The sequence below is a fragment of the Achromobacter sp. KK8 genome (assembly GCF_054188005.1).
Map to the genome: position 1 here is coordinate 1,739,754 of NZ_CM135178.1, position 17,768 is coordinate 1,757,521.

General features: G+C 66.5%; 23 protein-coding genes. 2 read left to right on the forward strand and 21 right to left on the reverse strand.

Translation table 11 applies throughout. The annotated features are described in order from the left end of the window. Nucleotides 1-8: 8 nt before the first annotated feature. From ACVN9Z_RS08035 to petA, 4 genes are all read right to left on the reverse strand, one after another. Nucleotides 9-620: a glutathione S-transferase N-terminal domain-containing protein gene (locus ACVN9Z_RS08035; protein WP_006388039.1), complete on the reverse strand. Its 612-nt coding sequence runs from the start codon at nt 618-620 to the stop codon at nt 9-11. Nucleotides 621-773: 153 nt separating this feature from the next. Further along, a complete protein-coding gene (locus tag ACVN9Z_RS08040) occupies nt 774-1,628 on the reverse strand; it encodes a cytochrome c1 (protein ID WP_006388040.1) in 855 nt (284 codons plus the stop codon). A 24-nt stretch (nt 1,629-1,652) separates the two neighbouring features. Then, entirely contained in the window at nt 1,653-3,041 is a 1,389-nt protein-coding gene (locus tag ACVN9Z_RS08045; protein WP_020925626.1) for a cytochrome b, read from the reverse strand. Between the two features lie 74 nt (nt 3,042-3,115). Next, a complete protein-coding gene (petA, locus tag ACVN9Z_RS08050; RefSeq protein WP_006388042.1) occupies nt 3,116-3,757 on the reverse strand; it encodes a ubiquinol-cytochrome c reductase iron-sulfur subunit in 642 nt (213 codons plus the stop codon). A 140-nt stretch (nt 3,758-3,897) separates the two neighbouring features. Here petA and mscL point away from each other — a divergent pair, with 140 nt between their 5' ends. Continuing rightward, on the forward strand, nt 3,898-4,350 hold the full coding sequence (gene mscL / locus ACVN9Z_RS08055; RefSeq protein WP_006388043.1) for a large conductance mechanosensitive channel protein MscL: 453 nt from the start codon (nt 3,898-3,900) through the stop codon (nt 4,348-4,350). 491 nt (nt 4,351-4,841) lie between these two features. Here the strand turns inward: mscL and ACVN9Z_RS08060 are convergent, their stop codons facing one another. Continuing rightward, nucleotides 4,842-5,618 (reverse strand): Nif3-like dinuclear metal center hexameric protein, encoded by a 777-nt coding sequence (locus ACVN9Z_RS08060; protein ID WP_458213324.1) that lies wholly within the window; start codon nt 5,616-5,618, stop codon nt 4,842-4,844. A gap of 19 nt (nt 5,619-5,637) precedes the next feature. On the opposite strand from ACVN9Z_RS08060, the gene ACVN9Z_RS08065 reads away from it, so the two are divergent. Next, complete coding sequence (locus ACVN9Z_RS08065) at nt 5,638-6,798, forward strand: trypsin-like peptidase domain-containing protein (protein WP_458213325.1); 1,161 nt, start codon at nt 5,638-5,640, stop codon at nt 6,796-6,798. A gap of 35 nt (nt 6,799-6,833) precedes the next feature. On the opposite strand, the gene ACVN9Z_RS08070 is transcribed toward ACVN9Z_RS08065, so the two are convergent. From ACVN9Z_RS08070 to ACVN9Z_RS08145, 16 genes are all read right to left on the reverse strand, one after another. Further along, nucleotides 6,834-7,223 (reverse strand): helix-turn-helix domain-containing protein, encoded by a 390-nt coding sequence (locus ACVN9Z_RS08070; RefSeq protein WP_006388046.1) that lies wholly within the window; start codon nt 7,221-7,223, stop codon nt 6,834-6,836. Nucleotides 7,224-7,327: 104 nt separating this feature from the next. Next, on the reverse strand, nt 7,328-8,119 hold the full coding sequence (tatC, locus tag ACVN9Z_RS08075) for a twin-arginine translocase subunit TatC (RefSeq protein ID WP_006388047.1): 792 nt from the start codon (nt 8,117-8,119) through the stop codon (nt 7,328-7,330). Beyond that, nucleotides 8,116-8,715 (reverse strand): Sec-independent protein translocase protein TatB, encoded by a 600-nt coding sequence (gene tatB, locus ACVN9Z_RS08080; protein ID WP_026383377.1) that lies wholly within the window; start codon nt 8,713-8,715, stop codon nt 8,116-8,118. Before tatB ends, tatC begins: the two co-directional genes overlap by 4 nt. A 71-nt stretch (nt 8,716-8,786) precedes the next feature. Next, the gene (gene tatA / locus ACVN9Z_RS08085; protein WP_006388049.1) at nt 8,787-9,014 is read right to left on the reverse strand and encodes a Sec-independent protein translocase subunit TatA; all 228 of its coding nucleotides are present in this window, start codon (nt 9,012-9,014) and stop codon (nt 8,787-8,789) included. A gap of 14 nt (nt 9,015-9,028) precedes the next feature. Then, the gene (locus ACVN9Z_RS08090; RefSeq protein WP_020925620.1) at nt 9,029-9,397 is read right to left on the reverse strand and encodes a histidine triad nucleotide-binding protein; all 369 of its coding nucleotides are present in this window, start codon (nt 9,395-9,397) and stop codon (nt 9,029-9,031) included. 15 nt (nt 9,398-9,412) lie between these two features. Further along, nucleotides 9,413-9,763, reverse strand: coding sequence for a phosphoribosyl-ATP diphosphatase (locus ACVN9Z_RS08095; RefSeq protein WP_006388051.1), 351 nt, complete (start codon nt 9,761-9,763; stop codon nt 9,413-9,415). Continuing rightward, on the reverse strand, nt 9,760-10,164 hold the full coding sequence (gene hisI, locus ACVN9Z_RS08100) for a phosphoribosyl-AMP cyclohydrolase (protein WP_006388052.1): 405 nt from the start codon (nt 10,162-10,164) through the stop codon (nt 9,760-9,762). Before hisI ends, ACVN9Z_RS08095 begins: the two co-directional genes overlap by 4 nt. A 2-nt stretch (nt 10,165-10,166) precedes the next feature. Next, a complete protein-coding gene (hisF, locus tag ACVN9Z_RS08105; protein WP_006388053.1) occupies nt 10,167-10,985 on the reverse strand; it encodes an imidazole glycerol phosphate synthase subunit HisF in 819 nt (272 codons plus the stop codon). Beyond that, nucleotides 10,982-11,722, reverse strand: coding sequence for a 1-(5-phosphoribosyl)-5-[(5-phosphoribosylamino)methylideneamino]imidazole-4-carboxamide isomerase (gene hisA / locus ACVN9Z_RS08110; RefSeq protein WP_006388054.1), 741 nt, complete (start codon nt 11,720-11,722; stop codon nt 10,982-10,984). Before hisA ends, hisF begins: the two co-directional genes overlap by 4 nt. Nucleotides 11,723-11,790: 68 nt before the next feature. Further along, entirely contained in the window at nt 11,791-12,489 is a 699-nt protein-coding gene (gene hisH / locus ACVN9Z_RS08115) for an imidazole glycerol phosphate synthase subunit HisH (protein WP_054446036.1), read from the reverse strand. Nucleotides 12,490-12,526: 37 nt separating this feature from the next. Beyond that, a complete protein-coding gene (hisB, locus tag ACVN9Z_RS08120; protein WP_006388056.1) occupies nt 12,527-13,114 on the reverse strand; it encodes an imidazoleglycerol-phosphate dehydratase HisB in 588 nt (195 codons plus the stop codon). A 13-nt stretch (nt 13,115-13,127) separates the two neighbouring features. Next, on the reverse strand, nt 13,128-14,219 hold the full coding sequence (gene hisC / locus ACVN9Z_RS08125) for a histidinol-phosphate transaminase (protein ID WP_241071965.1): 1,092 nt from the start codon (nt 14,217-14,219) through the stop codon (nt 13,128-13,130). After that, nucleotides 14,216-15,520, reverse strand: a complete 1,305-nt coding sequence (hisD, locus tag ACVN9Z_RS08130; protein ID WP_458213326.1) for a histidinol dehydrogenase — start codon at nt 15,518-15,520, stop codon at nt 14,216-14,218. The genes hisC and hisD overlap by 4 nt, the downstream gene beginning before the upstream one ends. A 45-nt stretch (nt 15,521-15,565) precedes the next feature. Then, nucleotides 15,566-16,240: an ATP phosphoribosyltransferase gene (gene hisG / locus ACVN9Z_RS08135; RefSeq protein WP_006388059.1), complete on the reverse strand. Its 675-nt coding sequence runs from the start codon at nt 16,238-16,240 to the stop codon at nt 15,566-15,568. After that, nucleotides 16,237-17,517, reverse strand: coding sequence for a UDP-N-acetylglucosamine 1-carboxyvinyltransferase (gene murA / locus ACVN9Z_RS08140; RefSeq protein WP_053497790.1), 1,281 nt, complete (start codon nt 17,515-17,517; stop codon nt 16,237-16,239). Before murA ends, hisG begins: the two co-directional genes overlap by 4 nt. A gap of 2 nt (nt 17,518-17,519) precedes the next feature. Further along, a complete protein-coding gene (locus ACVN9Z_RS08145) occupies nt 17,520-17,765 on the reverse strand; it encodes a BolA family protein (RefSeq protein ID WP_006388061.1) in 246 nt (81 codons plus the stop codon). Between the last annotated feature and the right edge of the window lie 3 nt (nt 17,766-17,768).

Sequence of the window (17,768 nt, forward strand, 5' to 3'; positions counted from 1 at the left end):
CAACAGCCTTAGCGACGCATCACTTTTTCCGAAGGCGTCAGCGCTTCGATGTAGGCCGGGCGCGAGAAGATGCGTTCGGCGTACTTTTGCAGCGGAGCCGCGTTCTTGGGCAGCTCGATGCCGTAGTGGTCCAGGCGCCACAGCAGCGGGGCCACGGCCACGTCGAGCATGGAGAATTCCTCGCCCAGCATGTACTTGTTCTTGAGCAGCATCGGGGCCAGCTGGGCCAGGCGGTCGCGGATGTTCTGGCGGGCGTTGGCCAGCTTCTTCTCGTCGGGCTTGGCGCTGCGGTCTTCCAGCGTCGAGACGTGGACGAACAGCTCTTTCTCGAAGTTGTACAGGAACAGGCGGGTGCGGGCGCGCATGACCGGATCGGCCGGCATGAGCTGCGGGTGCGGGAAGCGCTCGTCGATGTACTCGTTGATGATGTTCGACTCGTACAGGACCAGGTCGCGCTCGACCAGAATGGGCACTTGACCGTACGGGTTCATCACCGAGATGTCTTCGGGCTTGTTGTACAGGTCGATGTCGCGGATCTCGAAATCCATGCCCTTTTCGAACAACACGAAGCGGCAGCGTTGCGAAAACGGACACGTGGTTCCGGAATAGAGCACCATCATGGCGAAAAATCCTTTATGAAAAACGAAAGGCCAGCGCCCTAATCTAGCAGGCGCTGGCCCCGATTGCCAGGCGGGGGGTAGGCATACAGCCCTAACCCGCCATTATCCACCCTGGCGAAAATGGGGGCGGATAAGCCTGGCGGGGCGTTGCGGTTAGCGCACGTGTTTCCAGTAAGAGGCGTTCAGGCGCCACATCACCAGGAAGAACAAGAGCAGGAACAACATGACACCGACGCCCAGCTGCACGCGGAAAGTCTGGACGGGCTCGGCCATCCAGGACATGAACGCGGTCAGGTCGGCGACGTCGTTGTCGTATGTTGCGGTTTGGGCCGGGTTGGCGGCCTTGAATTTGGCCTCGAAGGTGGCATGGCCGTGGTAGCTGGCTACCGGCTCGGCCTTGACCGTGGCAAAACCTTGCGCATCGTACACCGTCGTGACCCGTTCCCACGACTTCGGCGCGCCGTCCTTGCCTTCGACCTCGTGCATCGCCACCGTCGTCAGCTCGCGCGGACCCTGGCGTTCCCACAGCGCGTGCGGCATGCCGACGGCCGGGAAGACCAGGTTGTTCCAGCCCGTGGCACGCGAGGTGTCGCGGTAGAACGTGCGCAGGTAGGTGTAGATGTAGTCGGAACCCGAGGGGCCGGCGTTGACGGATTTGGCGCGGGCGATCACGGACAGGTCCGGGGGCGTGGTGCCAAACCACTTCTTGGCGTCCTTGGGCGTCATGGCGACATTCATCATGTCGCCGACCTTCTCGCCGGTGAACAGCAGGCTTTCCTTGATTTGCTGGTCGGTCAGGCCAATGTCCTTGAGCTTGTTGTAGCGCATCGACGATGCGCTATGGCAGTTCAGACAGTAGTTGACGAACAGCTTGGCGCCGTTTTGCAGCGACGCCATGTCGTTGACGCGGTAAGGCGCCTTGTCCAGCGGAAAGCCGCCTTCGGCGGCGAAAGTGGCGGCGGTACACGTGAGCATCAAGGCCACGGCACCAATCAGCTTCTTGATCATGGTCAGTCCGTTATTCTCGTTGGCTCAGTGGGCGTGGAACGTCACGCGGTCAGGCACTTGCTTGAAGGTGCCCAGGCGGCTCCAGACCGGCATCAGGAAGAAGAATGCCAGGTACAGCAGCGTGCCGATCTGCGACGTGATGTTCAACGGCGGACTGGGCGGCTGCGTACCGATGTAGCCGAGCACCAGGAAGTTGACCATGAAGATGCCGTAGATCCACTTGTGCCAGGTGGGGCGGTAGCGGATCGACTTGACCGGCGAATGGTCCAGCCACGGCAGGAAGAACAGGATGACCACGGTGCCGCCCATGGCGACCACGCCCCAGAACTTGGCGTCGATCACGCGCAGCAGCACGGCCACGACGATCAGGATGCCGGGCACGGCGATGCGCATGAAGCCCTTCAGGTTGCTCTTGACGAGCAGCGCGATGGCGCCCAGCACCGAAGCGCCGGCCAGCACCCATGTGAACTCGTCGGTGGTGGCGCGCAGCATCGAGTAGAACGGCGTGAAGTACCACACCGGGGCGATGTGCGGCGGCGTCTTGAGCGAGTCGGCCGGGATGAAGTTGTTGAACTCCAGGAAGTAGCCGCCCATCTCCGGCGCGAAGAACACGATGAAGGCGAACACCAGCAGGAAGCCCGCGACGCCGACCAGGTCGTGCACCGTGTAGAACGGATGGAACGGAATGCCGTCCTTCGGGCGACCGTACTTGTCCTTCGGGCCTTCCTTGATCTCGATGCCGTCCGGGTTGTTCGAGCCGACTTCGTGCAGCGCCACCAGGTGGGCCGCCACCAGGCCCACCAGCACCAGCGGAATGGCGATGACGTGGAAGGCGAAGAAGCGGTTCAGCGTGGCGTCGGAGACGACGTAGTCGCCGCGGATCCAGATCGACAGCTCGGGGCCGATGAACGGGATGGCCGCGAACAGGTTCACGATCACCTGTGCGCCCCAGTAGGACATCTGGCCCCACGGCAGGAGGTAGCCGAAGAATGCTTCGGCCATCAGACAGAGGAAGATCGCGACGCCGAAGATCCAGACCAGCTCACGCGGCTTGCGGTACGAGCCATAGAGCAGGCCGCGCAGCATGTGCAGGTAGACGACGACGAAGAACATCGAGGCGCCGGTCGAGTGCATGTAGCGCACCAGCCAGCCCCACGGGACTTCGCGCATGATGTATTCGACGGATTGGAACGCGCGCTCGGCGTCCGGCTTGTAGTGCATGACCAGGAAGATGCCGGTCACGATCTGCAGCACCAGCACCAGGAGTGCCAGCGAGCCGAAGAAATACCAGAAGTTGAAGTTTTTCGGTGCGTAGTATTCGGACAGATGCGCTTTCCAGGTGGAGGTCACCGGGAAGCGCCGGTCCAGCCAGCCCAACAGGCCTGTCGTCTCGACGGTTTTCTCGCCAGCCATGTAACGGCTCCTTCTCTAATACGTGGCGTATTTGTTTTACTTACGTAATTCGGGAAAAAAGCGCGACGCGAGCGTCAGGCCTTGTTGTCTTCATCGACGCCCACGATGATGCGGGAGTCGGTGAGATACTGGTACGGCGGAACTTCGAGATTGTCGGGAGCGGGCTTGTTCTTGTAGACCCGGCCTGCCAGGTCGAACGTGGAGCCATGGCACGGACAGAGGAATCCGCCTTGCCAGGAGGCGCCCATGCCGCCACCGCCGCCCGTTTCGAAGTGCGAGGTGGGCGAGCAGCCCAGATGGGTACAGATGCCAACACAGACGAAGATCTCGGGCTTGCGCGAGCGACCTTCGTTTTCCGCGTATTTGGGCGTGAAACCGGGCCGCTTGGACTGGGGGTCCGCCAGGAGGGCGTCCTGGGTCTTGAGGCCGGCGATCTGTTCAGGAGACCGGTGGATGATCCAGACCGGCTTGCCCCGCCATTCCACCGTTTTCATGGTGCCCACTGGAATGTCGCCGATGTCGACCTCAACGGGGGCGCCGGCGGCGCGGGCTTTTTCAGAAGGGGAAAACGTGCTCACAAGCGGTATTGCCGTTGCGACACCTGCTACGCCACCCACAGCACAGGCGGTGGTTACCCAGAAACGTCGCGAAGGATCGGGCGGCAGATTTGGATCAACCGCACCGTCATCATCATGCACCAGCGTATCCTGACTCATCTTCCTATCCTTGTTGATGCGCCCGCTCTACGAGTAGCATCACTTCTGCGGCATCGGCTTCGCGGGAATATGTAACAACATAGCAACCGCGTATTATAGCGCCAGCCTACTGGTGGGCGTATCACGAAGGGAGTGCTTTTATGAGCAAAGCGACTGGTTTCGTCAAAGAATTCCGAGATTTCGCCGTCAAAGGCAATGCGGTCGATTTGGCGGTTGGTGTGATCATCGGGGCGGCTTTCGGCAGAATCGTCGACTCACTGGTCAAGGATATCGTCATGCCGCTGGTGAACTTCGTGCTGGGCGGATCCGTCGATTTCTCGAACAAGTTCCTGGTGCTGTCGATGCCAGCCGGTTACAACGGGCCGATGACATATGCGGACCTGACCAAGGCGGGAGCCAACGTTTTCGCCTGGGGGAACTTCATCACGATCATCATCAACTTCGTGTTGCTGGCGTTTGTGATCTTCTGGATGGTGAAGGCGATCTACAAGGCGCGCACCAAGGCCGAGGAAGCGCCGGCGGCGCCTGCCGCGACGCCCGAGGATGTGGCGTTGTTGCGTGAAATTCGGGATTTGTTGAAGAAGCAGCCTTGAAGTGAATGGAAGAGCGCCCTGTGGGGCGCTTTTTTATTGGTTCAGTGGTTGTTTGCTTGCGGGGGGTGTGGGCTTCGTAGGCCGCCCGGCGCGGGTGGTCGCGGGCGGGGCGCGCCTGCGATTGCGGTCCGGAGCGTTCGCTCCGGACTGCCCCGAGCTCAACCTCGTGGCCGCCTGTCGGCGGCTGCCTTCGGTTTCCGCCGGGCGCATCTGACGGCGCGCCCCGCCCGCGACCACCCGCGCCGGGCTACCGGTTTCGAGGTTTCATGCGCTGCTGGACCGAGGGGGCATGGGAGGGGCTTGTGTTGCCCGCCAAAACCGGCTGCGCGGGCAGCCGGTTTTGGCATACGTGCTTCTGGGGAGCGAGGGGGTGTGCGCTGCGCGCTGGCGGTGAGTGTTGCGGGTGGCCCGGCGGCGTTCAGACTCTGCGTGGCTACGGGTGGACGGGTACGCGCTGGGATCAGCGTTGCAGCCATGCCCTTTCGTTGCTGTCACACCGGGTTGTCCAGGTCCACGAATTCGACCTTGATGCCGAAGCGCTCGGCCACGGCCTGGCCCAGGGCCTGGATGCCGTAGCGTTCGGTGGCGTGGTGGCCGGCGCCCAGGAAGGCGACGCCGGTTTCCTGGGCCAGGTGGAAGGTGGATTCGGAGGCTTCGCCGGTGATGTAGGCGGTGGCGCCGGCGTCGATGGCGTCGGCGAGCATGCCCTGGGCGCCGCCGGTGCACCAGGCGATGCGGGCGACGGGCTGGTCGGGGTCGCCGACGACCAGTGGCTGGCGGCCCAGGCGTTGCTGGATGCGGGCGGCGAGTTGGCCGACGGTGGCCACGTCGGGGGCGGTGCCGAGCCAGACCAGGTTGTCGGGGCCACAGGTGCGTGGGCTGCCGTCGTCGCGCCGTTCGGGTTCCAGGCCGAGGACGCGGGCCAGTTGGGCGTTGTTGCCCAGCGTGGGGTGGGCGTCCAGGGGCAGGTGGTAGGCGTAGAGGTTGAGGTCGTTCTTCAGCGCCAGCGCCATGCGGGTACGGCGGGTGCCGATGACGCGGCGGTCCTCGTTGCGCCACATCCAGCCGTGGTGGACCAGCACCGCGTCGGCGCCGCGTTCGACGGCGATGCGCAACAGCGCTTCGCTGGCGGTGACACCGGTGATAATGTGTCCGACTTCGGATCGGCCTTCCACCTGCAGCCCGTTGGGGCAGTAGTCCTTGAAACGGGCGGCTTGCAGGGTGTCGTCCAGCCAGGCGGCCAGGACGTGGGAGTCCACTTTACTCATTGCTAGTCCTATCAGAATCATGCGCCGATATTGGCTGATCTTCGCTCAGGCCGTCACGGTCTGCCTGGGTATTCTATTCGTCGTCACCACCTTGCGGCCGGATCTGTTGCGCCTGGCCGGGTCGGAGGCGATGCCCGCGGCCGTGCCGCAACCGGTCATGGCACCGGGGCGGCCGGCCGTGGGGCCCGTGTCCTATGCCGACGGGGTCGCGCGGGCCGCGCCCTCGGTGGTGAATGTCTACACCACCAAGCACGTGAATGTGCCGCTGGTGCCGTTGCCCGATGATCCCATCCTGCGCCAGCTGTTCGGACAGGTGCCGGGGGTGAGCCGCCGCCAGGCCAGCACCAGCCTGGGGTCGGGCGTGGTGGTCAACCACGACGGCTACGTGCTGACCAACTACCACGTGGTGCAGGCGGCCGACGCGATCGAGGTGGCGCTGGCCGATGGACGCAAGGACACGGCCAAGGTAGTGGGCGCGGATCCCGACACCGATCTGGCGGTGCTGAAGCTGGCCACCCTGCGCAATCTGCCGGCGGCCACGCTGGCGCCGGATCGCGGCCTGCGGGTGGGCGACGTGGTGCTGGCGATCGGCAATCCGTTCGGCGTGGGACAGACCACCACGCAGGGGATCGTGTCGGCGCTGGGCCGCAACGGACTGGGCCTGAATACCTACGAGAATTTCATCCAGACCGATGCCGCCATCAATCCGGGCAATTCGGGCGGCGCGCTGGTGGACGCGCAGGGCAATCTGGTGGGCATCAACACCGCGATCTATTCGGAGTCGGGCGGATCGATGGGCATAGGCTTCGCCACGCCGATCGACATCGCGCGCAAGGTGATGGACGAGATCGTCAAGACCGGTGGCGTCAAGCGCGGCTGGCTGGGGGTCGAGCCGCAGGACCTGACGCCCGAACTGGCGCGGGCGTTCCAGATGGAACGCGACGCCCGCGGCGTGATCATCGCCGGCGTGTTGCGCGACGGTCCGGCCGCCAAGGGCGGCCTGCGGGTGGGTGACATCGTGCAGACGGTGAACGGCAAGCCGATGATGGATACGTCGGGGTTGCTGGCCGCCATTGCGCAGTTGACGCCGGGCCAGCGCGCGACGCTGGGCGTGTTGCGTGGCGGCAAGGTGGCCGAGGTGACGGTGGTGGTCGGGACCCGGCCCGGATTGCCGCGCTAGGGCCTGTGCGAGGCTCTTTTCAGTGTGAACAGGCCCTAGACGGGCGGCGGGCGGCCGGATGCCCGCCGCGGCCGGCACGGCGTGTCGAGCACCAGGCGCACGACCTGCAGCACACGCTTGCGCGTGGCCTCGGGCTGGTGGCGCAACAGCGCGCAGATCTCGGCGCAGTAGGCGTCGGATTGTTCTTCTTCGCGCGGCTGGGCGGCGGCGGCCTGCGCGACCATGCCGTCGGCCAGCCACGGCACCTGCGTATCCAGGGCCCGGGCCAGCCGCTGCAGGGTGGCGCGGGTGGGCGCATAGCGTTCTTCGCGGGTGAGGATGCGGTGGATGCAGGACTGCGGCACGCCGGAGATGCGGGCGAGCTGGTTCTGGCTTTTGATGCCGCGCCACCGCATCAGGGTGCGCAGGCGTAGGGCGAGCGACATGGCTGCAATGTATGTTTGCAGCGGATGCGCGACAAGCGGAAACCGTCCGTTTATGGAATGACAAAGGGGCCCGCATCGGGGCCCCTTCATGTCCGGGCACTGGCTCAGTGGCGTTCGGTCAGCGAGCCGTCGTTGACGGCTTCGTCGGCGCCCGGCTTGGGCGTGACCATGCGCGCGCAGATCAACCCCAGTTCGTACAGCAGGCACAGCGGCACCGCCAGCATGAACTGGCTGACCACGTCGGGCGGCGTCACCACGGCGGCGATGATGAAGGCGCCGACCACCACGTAGCCGCGCGCGCTCTTGAGCTTGGACAGCTCCACCACGCCCATGCGCACCAGCAGCACCACGGCCACGGGCACTTCGAACGTGATGCCGAATGCCATGAACATGGTCATGACGAAGCTCAGGTAGGCCTCGATGTCCGGCGCCGGCGTGATCGACTGCGGCGCAAAGGTGGCGATGAAATGGAAGACCGTGCGGAACACCACGAAATAGCAGAACGCCATGCCTGCGATGAACAGCAGCGTGCTGGAGATGATCAGCGGCAGCGCCAGGCGCTTTTCGTGCTTGTAGAGGCCCGGCGCGACGAAGGCCCAGGCCTGGTACAGCACCACCGGCAGCGCCACGATGAAGGCGGCCATCATGGTGACCTTGACCGGCACCATGAAGGGTGTGATGACGCCGGTGGCGATCATGCGGGTGCCTTCGGGCAGCGAGGCCAGCATGGGCTGGGCCAGCACGTCGTAGATGGCGGACGCGCCGGGATAGATGAACAGGATGATGAACACGCCCACCACCGCGCCGACGGCGCGCAGCAGGCGGGTGCGCAGTTCGACCAGGTGGGAGATGAAGCTTTCCTGCTGGCCGTCTTCTTGGGAGGCGTCCTGGGTCACGTTGTCGTTCCGGAGGGCGTGGCGGGCTTGGTGGCCGGCGGGGGCTCGCTGGCGGCCGGGGCGTGGGGCGCCGGCGCGGATTGCGGGGCGGGAGCGGGCTGGGCGGCCGGCGCGGCGGCGGGCGAATCCAGGTCCAGGCTCAGGTTCGGGTTGGGCGGCGCGATGCTGCGCGGCGCTTCGGCCGGCTGGCCGGCCTGCGGCGTCATCAGCGGGTCGGCCGGCGCGGCGGCGTGCGGGTCGGCGGAAGCCGTGGCGGTCTCGGCGCCGGCCGTGATGGCGGGCTTGCCGCTGGCTTCGCGGGCCACTTCGTCGAGCTCGGCGCGGAATTGCTGCACCGGCTCCTGCAGCGCGTTGTGGGTGTCGTTCAGCGATTGCTGCACGTCCTGCGCCGCGGTTTCCATTTCGCTCTTGAACTTGCGCAGCTCGTCCAGCTCGATCTCGCGCTGGATATCGGATTTCACGTCGTTGACGTAACGCTGCGCGCGGCCCAGCAGGTGGCCGACCGTGCGGGCGACCTTGGGCAGGCGTTCGGGGCCAATGACGATCAGCGCGACGACGCCGATCACCATCAGTTCAGTGAGGCTGACATCAAACATTCGACGGCCGCTCGGGAATTGAGGCAATGAGGGCCGGCCGGATCAGGCCGGGCCCGGGGGCGCGCAGGCGCTCAGGAGTTGGACTTTTCCTTGGCCTGCACGTCGATGGTGTCGCCGGCCACGCGTTGCTGGGCGATGGGTTCGGCCGGCTTGTCGCCGTTGGCGTCCTTCATGCCTTCCTTGAAGCCCTTGACGGCGCCGCCCAGGTCCGAGCCGATGTTACGCAGTTTCTTGGTGCCGAAGATCAGCGCCACGATGACCAGAACGACCAACCAATGCCAAATGCTAAAGCTACCCATGATGGTTCTCCGTATTACGCAGTGGGGGCCACGCGCCCTTTCCAGGGTCGCTGACCGCCGATGATGTGGAAATGCAGATGCGGGACTTCCTGGCCGCCTTCGACGCCAGAATTGATCATGATGCGAAACCCGCCATCAGGGCCCGGGGTGCAACCGTTTTCAGCGGCAAGCCGCGGCGCCAATGCCATCATTCTACCCAACCAACCTGCGTCCTCGGCCGTAATATCCTGCATGGATATGACATGACGTCGAGGGATCAGCAATAAATGCACCGGCGCGGCCGGGTTGATATCGTGGAATGCAACAAAGTCCTCGTCCTCGTAGACCTTCTTGGACGGGATCTCGCCGGCGGCGATCTTGCAGAAAATACAGTTGGCGCTCATTTTTGCGGTTCCGTGTCAGTCCTGGGGACGGCTGGCCTTCTCGGCCAGGCCCGACAGCCCTTCGCGGCGGGCCAGTTCGGCCAGCACGTCGTCGGGCCGCAGATTGAAGTGCGTCAGCGCGACCAGGCAATGAAACCACAGGTCGGCGGTTTCGCTGACGATGCGCTCGGGCACGCCGTCCTTGGCCGCCATGACCAGTTCAGTGGCTTCCTCGCCAATCTTCTTGAGGAAGGCGTCGGGGCCCTTGGACAGCAGCTTGGCCGCGTAGGAAGCCTTGGGATCGCCGCCGTTCTCGGGGCGGCGGGTTTCCAGGGTGGCGGCAATGCGGGCCAGCACGTCGTGGGCGCTCAGGGGCGAATCGGTCATTTGTAGATCAGTTCGGGGTCTTTCAGCACCGGGTCCACCGTGACCCAGCTGGCCTGGTCGGTCTGGCCTTCCAGGCGGCGGTAGAAACAGCTGGCGCGGCCCGTGTGGCAGGCGATGCCGCCTTCCTGGTGCACCTTGAGCAGCACCACGTCGCCGTCGCAGTCCAGGCGCAGCTCGTGCACCTGCTGCACGTGGCCGGATTCCTCGCCCTTGCGCCACAGGCGCTGGCGCGAGCGCGACCAGTACACGGCGCGGCCGGTGGCGGCGGTTTCGGCCAGCGATTCGCGGTTCATCCAGGCCACCATCATGATCTGGCCGTTGTCGGCGTCCTGCGCGATGGCCGGGATCAGGCCGTTCTCGTCGAAGACGACGTCGGCCATCCAGCTGGGTTCGTTGCTCATCGTCATATCCTTACTTCGATGCCCTGCTCGGCCATGAAGCGCTTGCATTCACCGACCGTGTGCTGGCCGAAGTGGAAGATGCTGGCGGCCAGCACCGCGCTGGCGCGGCCGGTGGTGACGCCGTCGGCCAGGTGCTGCAGGGTGCCGACGCCGCCGGAGGCGATGACCGGCACCGGCACGGCATCCGACACCGTGCGGGTCAGTTCCAGGTCGAAGCCCGACTTGGTGCCGTCGCGGTCCATGCTGGTCAGCAGGATCTCGCCGGCGCCGTAGGCGGCCATGCGGCGGGCCCAGGCCACGGCGTCCAGGCCGGTGGCCTTGCGGCCGCCGTGGGTGAAGACTTCCCAGCGCGGCGCTTCGCCCGCGGCCGAGACCCGGCGCGCGTCGATCGCCACCACCACGCACTGCGAGCCGTGGTAGTCGGAGGCCGCGCGCACCAGTTCCGGATTGGCCACGGCGGCGCTGTTGATGCTGATCTTGTCGGCGCCGGCGTTGAGCAGGCGCTGGATGTCGGACACCTGGCGCACGCCGCCGCCCACCGTCAGCGGAATGAAGACCTGCGAGGCGACCTGCTCGATGATGGGCAGGATCAGGTCGCGGCCATCGCTGGTGGCGGTGATGTCCAGGAAGGTGAGTTCGTCGGCGCCCTGCTCGTTGTAGCGGCGGGCGATCTCGACGGGGTCGCCGGCGTCGGCGAGGTTGACGAAGTTCACGCCCTTGACGACTCGGCCGGCGGTGACGTCAAGGCAGGGAATGATGCGGCGGGTCAGCGCGCTCTGGGCGGGCGCGCCCGCCCCGGAGGTACTGCTGGAGGTGGTCATTTGGCCAATTCGTCGGCGCGGGCCTGTGCCGCTTGGAAGTTGAGCGTGCCTTCGTAGATGCTGCGGCCCAGGATGGCGCCTTCGACGCCCTCTTCCTCGACGGCGCACAGCGCCTCGATGTCCTGGATGCCGGCGATGCCGCCCGAGGCGAACACGGGAATGCGCACGTGTTGCGCCAGGCGCACGGTAGCCTCGACGTTCACGCCCGACAGCATGCCGTCGCGGCCGATGTCGGTGTAGATGATGGCTTCGCAGCCGTAGTCCTCGAACTTCTTGGCCAGGTCGAGCACGTCGTGGCGGGTCAGCTTGCTCCAGCCGTCGGTGGCGATCTTGCCGTCACGGGCATCCAGGCCGACGATGATCTGGCCGGGGAAGGCGCCGCAGGCGTCCTGCAGGAAGCCGGGGTTCTTGACCGCGGCGGTGCCGATGATGACGTAGGAGATGCCAGCGTCGAGATAGCGTTCGATGGTGTCGAGATCGCGGATGCCGCCGCCGATCTGGACCGGGATATCGTCGCCGACGGCGTCCAGGATGGCCTTGATGGGTGCTTCGTTCTTCGGTTTGCCGGCGACGGCGCCGTTCAGGTCGACCAGATGCAGGCGGCGGGCGCCCTGGTCGAGCCATTGCGAGGCCATGGAGGCGGGGTCTTCGGAGAACACCGTTGCATCGTCCAGGTCGCCCTGGCGCAGACGCACGCAGCGTCCGTCTTTGAGATCGATGGCGGGGATCAGCAGCATGGTGGGCAGCGGGAAAATATGGGGTTGAATGGGCTGGAGCGCGTGGGCCAGGGCGGTGTGCCCGTGGCTTACGGCTGCCAGTCTACAAAATTGCGATACAGGCGCAAACCGTGCTCGGCGCTCTTCTCGGGGTGGAACTGCACCGCGAAAATGTTAGCTGCCGCCACCGCGCAGGTAAAGGCAACGCCATAATCGGTTTCACCAACGGTCAGGCTCGTATCGGCCGGGTCGGCGTAATAACTATGGACGAAATAGAAATGCGTGTCGTCCGGAATGCCGTCCCAGATAGGGTGAGAGCGCGTCTGGCGCACTTTGTTCCATCCCATGTGCGGGACTTTCAACCGCTCCGGGCGGACATCGACCGGGCCGGCCGTGCCGGTGTCGGCCTTGCAGGCCGCGTCGTCGGCCGCGACCGGGTCGGCGAAGCGCGGGCCGGCAAAGCGCCGCACCACGCCGGGGAACAGCCCCAGGCACGGGGTCGCGCCCTCTTCGCTGGACTCGAACAGCATCTGTTCGCCGACGCAGACGCCCAGCAGCGGCTTGGCGCGGGCGGCCTTGACGACCGCTTCGCGCAGGCCGGATTCATTCAGGGTGCGCATGCAGTCCGCCATGGCGCCCTGGCCGGGAAACACCACGCGGTCGGCCGCGTCGATTTCATGGGGCTGGTTGCAGATGCGGATGTCCGCGTCGGGGGCGGCGTACTTGAGCGCGCGCGCGACGGAATGGAAGTTGCCCATTCCGTAGTCGACGATGGCGATAGTGGTCACTTCGGTTTACCTGGTGCGTGGCGGAAGGTCACGGAGGTTACAGCACGCCCTTGGTCGAGGGCACGACGTCGCCCATGCGCGGGTCGACTTCAATGGCCATGCGCAGCGCGCGGCCACAGGCCTTGAAGACCGTCTCGCATTGGTGGTGGGCGTTGGTGCCGCGCAGGTTGTCGATGTGCAGGGTGATCAGCGCGTGGTTGACCAGGCCCTGGAAGAATTCGCGTGTCAGGTCGACGTCGAAGGCGCCGATGTGCGAGCGGGTGAAGGGGATGTGGTATTCCAGGCCGGGACGGCCCGAGAAATCGACCACCACGCGCGACAGCGCCTCGTCCAGCGGCACGTAGGCGTGACCGTAGCGGCGCAGCCCGGCCTTGGTGCCGACCGCCTTGGCGATAGCCATGCCCAGCGTGATGCCCACGTCTTCCACCGTGTGATGCGCATCGATGTGCAGGTCGCCCTCGGCCTTGATGTCGAGGTCGATCAGGCCGTGGCGCGCGATCTGGTCCAGCATGTGGTCCAGGAAGGGCACGCCCGTGTCGATCGTCTGCTTGCCGGTGCCATCCAGGTTGATGGCCACGCGGATGCGGGTTTCGTTGGTGTTGCGGGTGATCTCTGCGGTACGCATGTCAGGGACTCGATTAGGCACTCAGTATTTCTTGCAGTGCCGATAGCAAAGCGGCGTTCTCGGACGGCGCGCCCACCGAGATGCGGAGGCAGCCGGCCAGGAGCGGATGGGCGTTGGAGAAGTTACGAACCAATATTTTGCGCTGTTTCAGGGCAAGATGCACGGCGTTGCCATCCATCTTGCCGGAAAAGCGCGCGAGTACGAAGTTGGCCGCGGAAGGGAATACCCTGACGCCGGGCAGCGCCGCCAGCGCCGCGGCCAGCGGTTCGCGGTCGGCGCGCAGGCGGGCGGCCTGTTGGTCCAGCACCGGCTTGTGGCGCAGCACTGTCAGCAGCGCTGCCTGGGTCAGCACGTCCAGGTTGTAGGGCGGGCGCACCTTGTCGAACTCGGCGATCCAGTCGGGGTGGCCGGCCAGATAGCCAAAACGCAGGCCCGCCAGGCCGATCTTGGACACGGTGCGCATCACCACCACGTTGGGCGCGTCCAGCAGGCGCGGCATCCAGCTGCGGTCGGTGAAGGGCTGGTAGGCCTCGTCCACCACCACCAGGCCGGGGGCGGCGGCGATGATGGCGGCCATGTCCGCGTCCGACCAGACGCCGCCGGTGGGATTGTTGGGCACGGCCAGGAACACCACCTTGGGCTGGTGTTCGCGGATCGCGGCCAGCATGGCGGGAAGATCAAGGGACAGATCGTCGGTCAGCGGCACGCCGACGAAGCGGGCGTGGTCGAAGCGGGCCGCCATGTCGAAATAGACGAACGACGGCCAAGGCGCCAGCACCACCTCGCCGGGATTGCAGCAGGCCTGCACCACGATGTGGATCAGTTCGTCCGAGCCGTTGCCGAACAGCACGCCGGCGTCGGCGGGCACGCCGAAGGCCGTCTTCACGGCCTGGCGCAGTTCGGACAGGTCGGCCGCCGGGTAGCGGTTCAGCGGCGTATCGCGCAGCACCCGGGCGAGGTCGTCGCGCACCGTCTCGGGCAGTTCGTAGGGCGATTCCATCGCGTCCAGCTTGATGCAGCCTTCGGCGTGCGCCACCGGATACGCGCTCAGTTCACGGATATCGGGCCGGATGGTGCCGGCGATGCGGCCGGCGACCTCGCTCATGGCTGGTCGATCCGGTATTGGGCGCTGGCGGCGTGGGCCTGCAGGCCTTCGCCCAGCGCCAGTTCGGCGGCGATGCGGCCGAGCGTCTGGGCGCCCTGGTGCGAGACCTGGATCAGGCTGGAACGCTTCTGGAAGTCGTACACGCCCAGCGGCGACGAGAAGCGCGCCGTGCGGGAAGTGGGCAGCACGTGGTTCGGGCCGGCGCAGTAGTCGCCCAGGGCTTCCGAGCTGAAGCGGCCCATGAAGATGGCGCCCGCGTGGCGGATCCTGGCGGTCCAGATTTCCGGTTGCTCGGTGGAGATCTCCAGGTGCTCCGGGGCGATGTCGTTGGCGATGCGGCAGGCTTCGTCCAGGTCGCGCACCTGGATCAGCGCGCCACGGTTGGCCAGGCTGGTGCGCAGGATGTCGGCGCGCGGCATGGTCGGCAGCAGGCGGGCGATGGCGGCCTCGACCTCGGCGATGAAGGCGGCGTCCGGGCACAGCAGGATGGATTGGGCCAGTTCGTCGTGTTCGGCCTGCGAGAACAGGTCCATGGCGATCCAGTCGGCCGGTGTCTTGCCGTCGCAAATCACCAGGATTTCGCTGGGGCCGGCGATCATGTCGATGCCGACCACGCCGAACACGCGACGCTTGGCGGCGGCCACGTAGGCGTTGCCCGGGCCGACGATCTTGTCCACGGCCGGCACGGTGGCGGTGCCGTAGGCCAGCGCGCCCACGGCCTGCGCGCCGCCGATGGCGAACACGCGGTCGACGCCGCTGATGGCGGCGGCGGCCAGCACGATGGGGTTGCGCGCGCCGTCCGGCGTGGGCGTGACCATGACCAGTTCCTGCACGCCGGCGACCTTGGCCGGGATGGCGTTCATCAGGACCGACGACGGATACGCGGCCTTGCCGCCCGGCACGTACAGGCCGACGCGGTCCAGCGGAGTGACCTGCTGGCCCAGCACCGTGCCGTCGGCCTCGGTGTAGGCCCAGGTCTCGGCGCGCTGGCGCTCGTGGTAGCGGCGCACGCGCTCGGCGGCGGCCTGCAGCGCGTCGCGCTGGGCGGCGGGCAGCGCGGCCAGGGCCGCATGCCAGTCGGCCTTCGGGATTTCGAGCGTGTCCGCGGACGCGTGCGGCATGCGGTCGAAGCGCTGGGTGTATTCCACCAGCGCGGCGTCGCCGCGGGCGCGCACGTCGGCCAGGATGCCGGCGGCGGCGCGGTCGATGGACTCGTCCTCGGTGGCCTCGAAGGCCAGCAGCTTGGACAGGGCGGACGCGAATCCGGGATCGCGGGAGTCGAGACGATTGATCAGGGCCATGGCGTTCAGGCGGGTGGCGGCCGCCGCGTGGGGCGGCGGCCTGGGTCAGGCGTTGCGGGAAGCGGCGCGCTCGAAGGCGTCCAGCAGCGGTTGCAGGCGTTCGCCGCGGGTCTTGAGCGCGGCCTGGTTGACGATCAGGCGCGAGGAGATCGGCATGATGTCCTCGACCGCGACCAGGTCGTTGGCGCGCAGCGTGCCGCCGGTGGACACCAGGTCCACGATGCAGTCGGCCAGGCCCACCAGCGGCGCCAGTTCCATCGAACCATACAGCTTGATGATGTCGACGTACACACCCTTGGACGCAAAGTGTTCACGGGCTGACTGCACGTACTTGGTGGCCACGCGCAGGCGCGCGCCCTGGTGCACCGCGGCTTCGTAGTCGAAGCCGTTGCGCACCGCCACGGCCAGGCGGCATTTGGCGATGTTCAGGTCGATCGGCTGGTACAGGCCGCCGGGCTGCTGCGCGGCGTGCTCGATCAGCACGTCCTTGCCGGCGATGCCGAGGTCGGCCGCGCCGTACTGCACGTAGGTCGGCACGTCCGAGGCGCGCACGATGATCAGGCGCAGACCGGGGTCGCTGGTCGGCAGGATCAGCTTGCGCGAGCTTTCGGGGTTCTCGGGCACCTCGATGCCGGCTTCCGCCAGCAAAGGCATGGTTTCTTCGAAGATCCGCCCCTTGGACAGAGCCAGGGTCAGGGGCGCGAGAGGGGCATCGCTCATGCCGATTCCTTGCCGCTAGTGCGTTCAACAACGCGTTGGATATTGGCGCCCAGGGCGCGCAGCTTGACTTCCATCCGGTCGTAGCCGCGGTCCAGGTGGTAAATGCGGTCGACCAGCGTGTCGCCATCGGCGGCCAGGCCGGCGATGACCAGGCTGGCCGAGGCCCGCAGGTCGGTGGCCATGACCGTCGCGCCCGACAGGCGGGCAATGCCGCGGACGATGGCGGTGTGGCCGTCGATGTCGATGTCCGCGCCCATGCGGCGCAGTTCCTGCACGTGCATGTAGCGGTTCTCGAAGATGTTCTCGACGATCACCGACGTGCCTTCGGCCACCGTGTTCAGCGTCATCAACTGGGCCTGCATGTCGGTGGCGAAGCCGGGGTACTCATGGGTGCGAAAGCCCACCGCCTTGGGGCGCGCGGACATGGCGCCGCGAATCCAGTCGGGGCCGGTCTCGATGGCCAGGCCGGCCTCGGCCAACTTGTCGAGCGTGGCGCCGAGGATGCCGGCGTCGGTGTTGCGCAGCACGATGTCGCCGCCGGCCGCGCCGACGGCGCACAGGAACGTGCCGGCCTCGATGCGGTCGGAGATCACGCGGTGCTCGGCGCCGTGCAGGCGCTCGACGCCGTCGATCACGATGCGGTCGGTGCCGTGGCCCTGGATGCGGGCGCCCATCTTGATGAGCAGCTCGGCCAGGTCCACCACCTCGGGTTCGCGCGCGGCGTTCTCCAGCACGGTCTGGCCTTCGGCCAGCACCGCCGCCATCAGCAGGTTCTCGGTGCCGGTGACGGTGACCATGTCGGTGCGGATCGAGGCGCCCTTCAGGCGCTTGGCGCGCGCCACCACGAAGCCGTGCTCGATGCTGATTTCGGCGCCAAGCGCCGCCAGGCCCTTGATGTGCTGGTCCACCGGCCGCTGGCCGATGGTGCAGCCGCCGGGCAGGCTGACGCGGGCCTCGCCGAAGCGCGCCACCAGCGGGCCCAGCACCAGGATGGAGGCGCGCATGGTCTTGACCAGGTCGTACGGCGCTTCGAGGCTGTCGACGCGGTCGGCCTGCAGGGTCACGATGCCGTCGCTGCCGCGCTCGGCGCGCACGCCCATGCGGCCCAGCAGGCGCAGCATGGTGGCGGTGTCGTTCAGGTGCGGCACGTTGGCGATGGTCAGCGGATCGGCCGTCAGCAGGCCGGCGCACAGGATCGGCAGGGCCGAGTTCTTGGCGCCGGAAATGGTGACTTCGCCGTGCAGGCGCGCGCCGCCGGTAATGCGGAGTTTGTCCATGGTTACTTGCCCGCCTGGGCGTATTCGGCGGGGGTCAGGGTGCGCATCGACAAGGCGTGGATCTCGGCCTTCATGCGGTCGCCCAGCGCCGCGTAGACCAGTTGATGGCGCTGGATCAGGCGCTTGCCTTCGAAGGCGGCGCTGACGATGACCGCGTCGAAATGCGAGCCGTCGCCCTGTACGTCGAGGTGTTCACAGGGCAGGCCGTCCGCGATGTATTGGCGGACTTGCGCGGGAGTGGGAAGCATGGA

Excerpts from the sequence above, each read along its gene's own strand:
- ACVN9Z_RS08095 (WP_006388051.1), bottom strand. The coding sequence starts at position 9,763 with ATGACCGATTCGCCCCTGAGCGCCCACGACGTGCTGGCCCGCATTGCC.
- hisB (WP_006388056.1), bottom strand. The coding sequence starts at position 13,114 with ATGCGTACCGCAGAGATCACCCGCAACACCAACGAAACCCGCATCCGC.
- ACVN9Z_RS08090 (WP_020925620.1), bottom strand. The coding sequence starts at position 9,397 with ATGAGCGCCAACTGTATTTTCTGCAAGATCGCCGCCGGCGAGATCCCG.
- ACVN9Z_RS08045 (WP_020925626.1), bottom strand. The coding sequence starts at position 3,041 with ATGGCTGGCGAGAAAACCGTCGAGACGACAGGCCTGTTGGGCTGGCTG.
- ACVN9Z_RS08065 (WP_458213325.1), top strand. The coding sequence starts at position 5,638 with ATGCGCCGATATTGGCTGATCTTCGCTCAGGCCGTCACGGTCTGCCTG.
- tatB (WP_026383377.1), bottom strand. The coding sequence starts at position 8,715 with ATGTTTGATGTCAGCCTCACTGAACTGATGGTGATCGGCGTCGTCGCG.
- ACVN9Z_RS08060 (WP_458213324.1), bottom strand. The coding sequence starts at position 5,618 with ATGAGTAAAGTGGACTCCCACGTCCTGGCCGCCTGGCTGGACGACACC.
- tatA (WP_006388049.1), bottom strand. The coding sequence starts at position 9,014 with ATGGGTAGCTTTAGCATTTGGCATTGGTTGGTCGTTCTGGTCATCGTG.
- murA (WP_053497790.1), bottom strand. The coding sequence starts at position 17,517 with ATGGACAAACTCCGCATTACCGGCGGCGCGCGCCTGCACGGCGAAGTC.
- hisF (WP_006388053.1), bottom strand. The coding sequence starts at position 10,985 with ATGACCACCTCCAGCAGTACCTCCGGGGCGGGCGCGCCCGCCCAGAGC.
- hisC (WP_241071965.1), bottom strand. The coding sequence starts at position 14,219 with ATGAGCGAGGTCGCCGGCCGCATCGCCGGCACCATCCGGCCCGATATC.
- mscL (WP_006388043.1), top strand. The coding sequence starts at position 3,898 with ATGAGCAAAGCGACTGGTTTCGTCAAAGAATTCCGAGATTTCGCCGTC.
- ACVN9Z_RS08145 (WP_006388061.1), bottom strand. The coding sequence starts at position 17,765 with ATGCTTCCCACTCCCGCGCAAGTCCGCCAATACATCGCGGACGGCCTG.
- ACVN9Z_RS08035 (WP_006388039.1), bottom strand. The coding sequence starts at position 620 with ATGATGGTGCTCTATTCCGGAACCACGTGTCCGTTTTCGCAACGCTGC.
- ACVN9Z_RS08070 (WP_006388046.1), bottom strand. The coding sequence starts at position 7,223 with ATGTCGCTCGCCCTACGCCTGCGCACCCTGATGCGGTGGCGCGGCATC.
- hisG (WP_006388059.1), bottom strand. The coding sequence starts at position 16,240 with ATGAGCGATGCCCCTCTCGCGCCCCTGACCCTGGCTCTGTCCAAGGGG.
- hisI (WP_006388052.1), bottom strand. The coding sequence starts at position 10,164 with ATGAGCAACGAACCCAGCTGGATGGCCGACGTCGTCTTCGACGAGAAC.
- hisA (WP_006388054.1), bottom strand. The coding sequence starts at position 11,722 with ATGCTGCTGATCCCCGCCATCGATCTCAAAGACGGACGCTGCGTGCGT.
- petA (WP_006388042.1), bottom strand. The coding sequence starts at position 3,757 with ATGAGTCAGGATACGCTGGTGCATGATGATGACGGTGCGGTTGATCCA.
- hisD (WP_458213326.1), bottom strand. The coding sequence starts at position 15,520 with ATGGCCCTGATCAATCGTCTCGACTCCCGCGATCCCGGATTCGCGTCC.
- ACVN9Z_RS08040 (WP_006388040.1), bottom strand. The coding sequence starts at position 1,628 with ATGATCAAGAAGCTGATTGGTGCCGTGGCCTTGATGCTCACGTGTACC.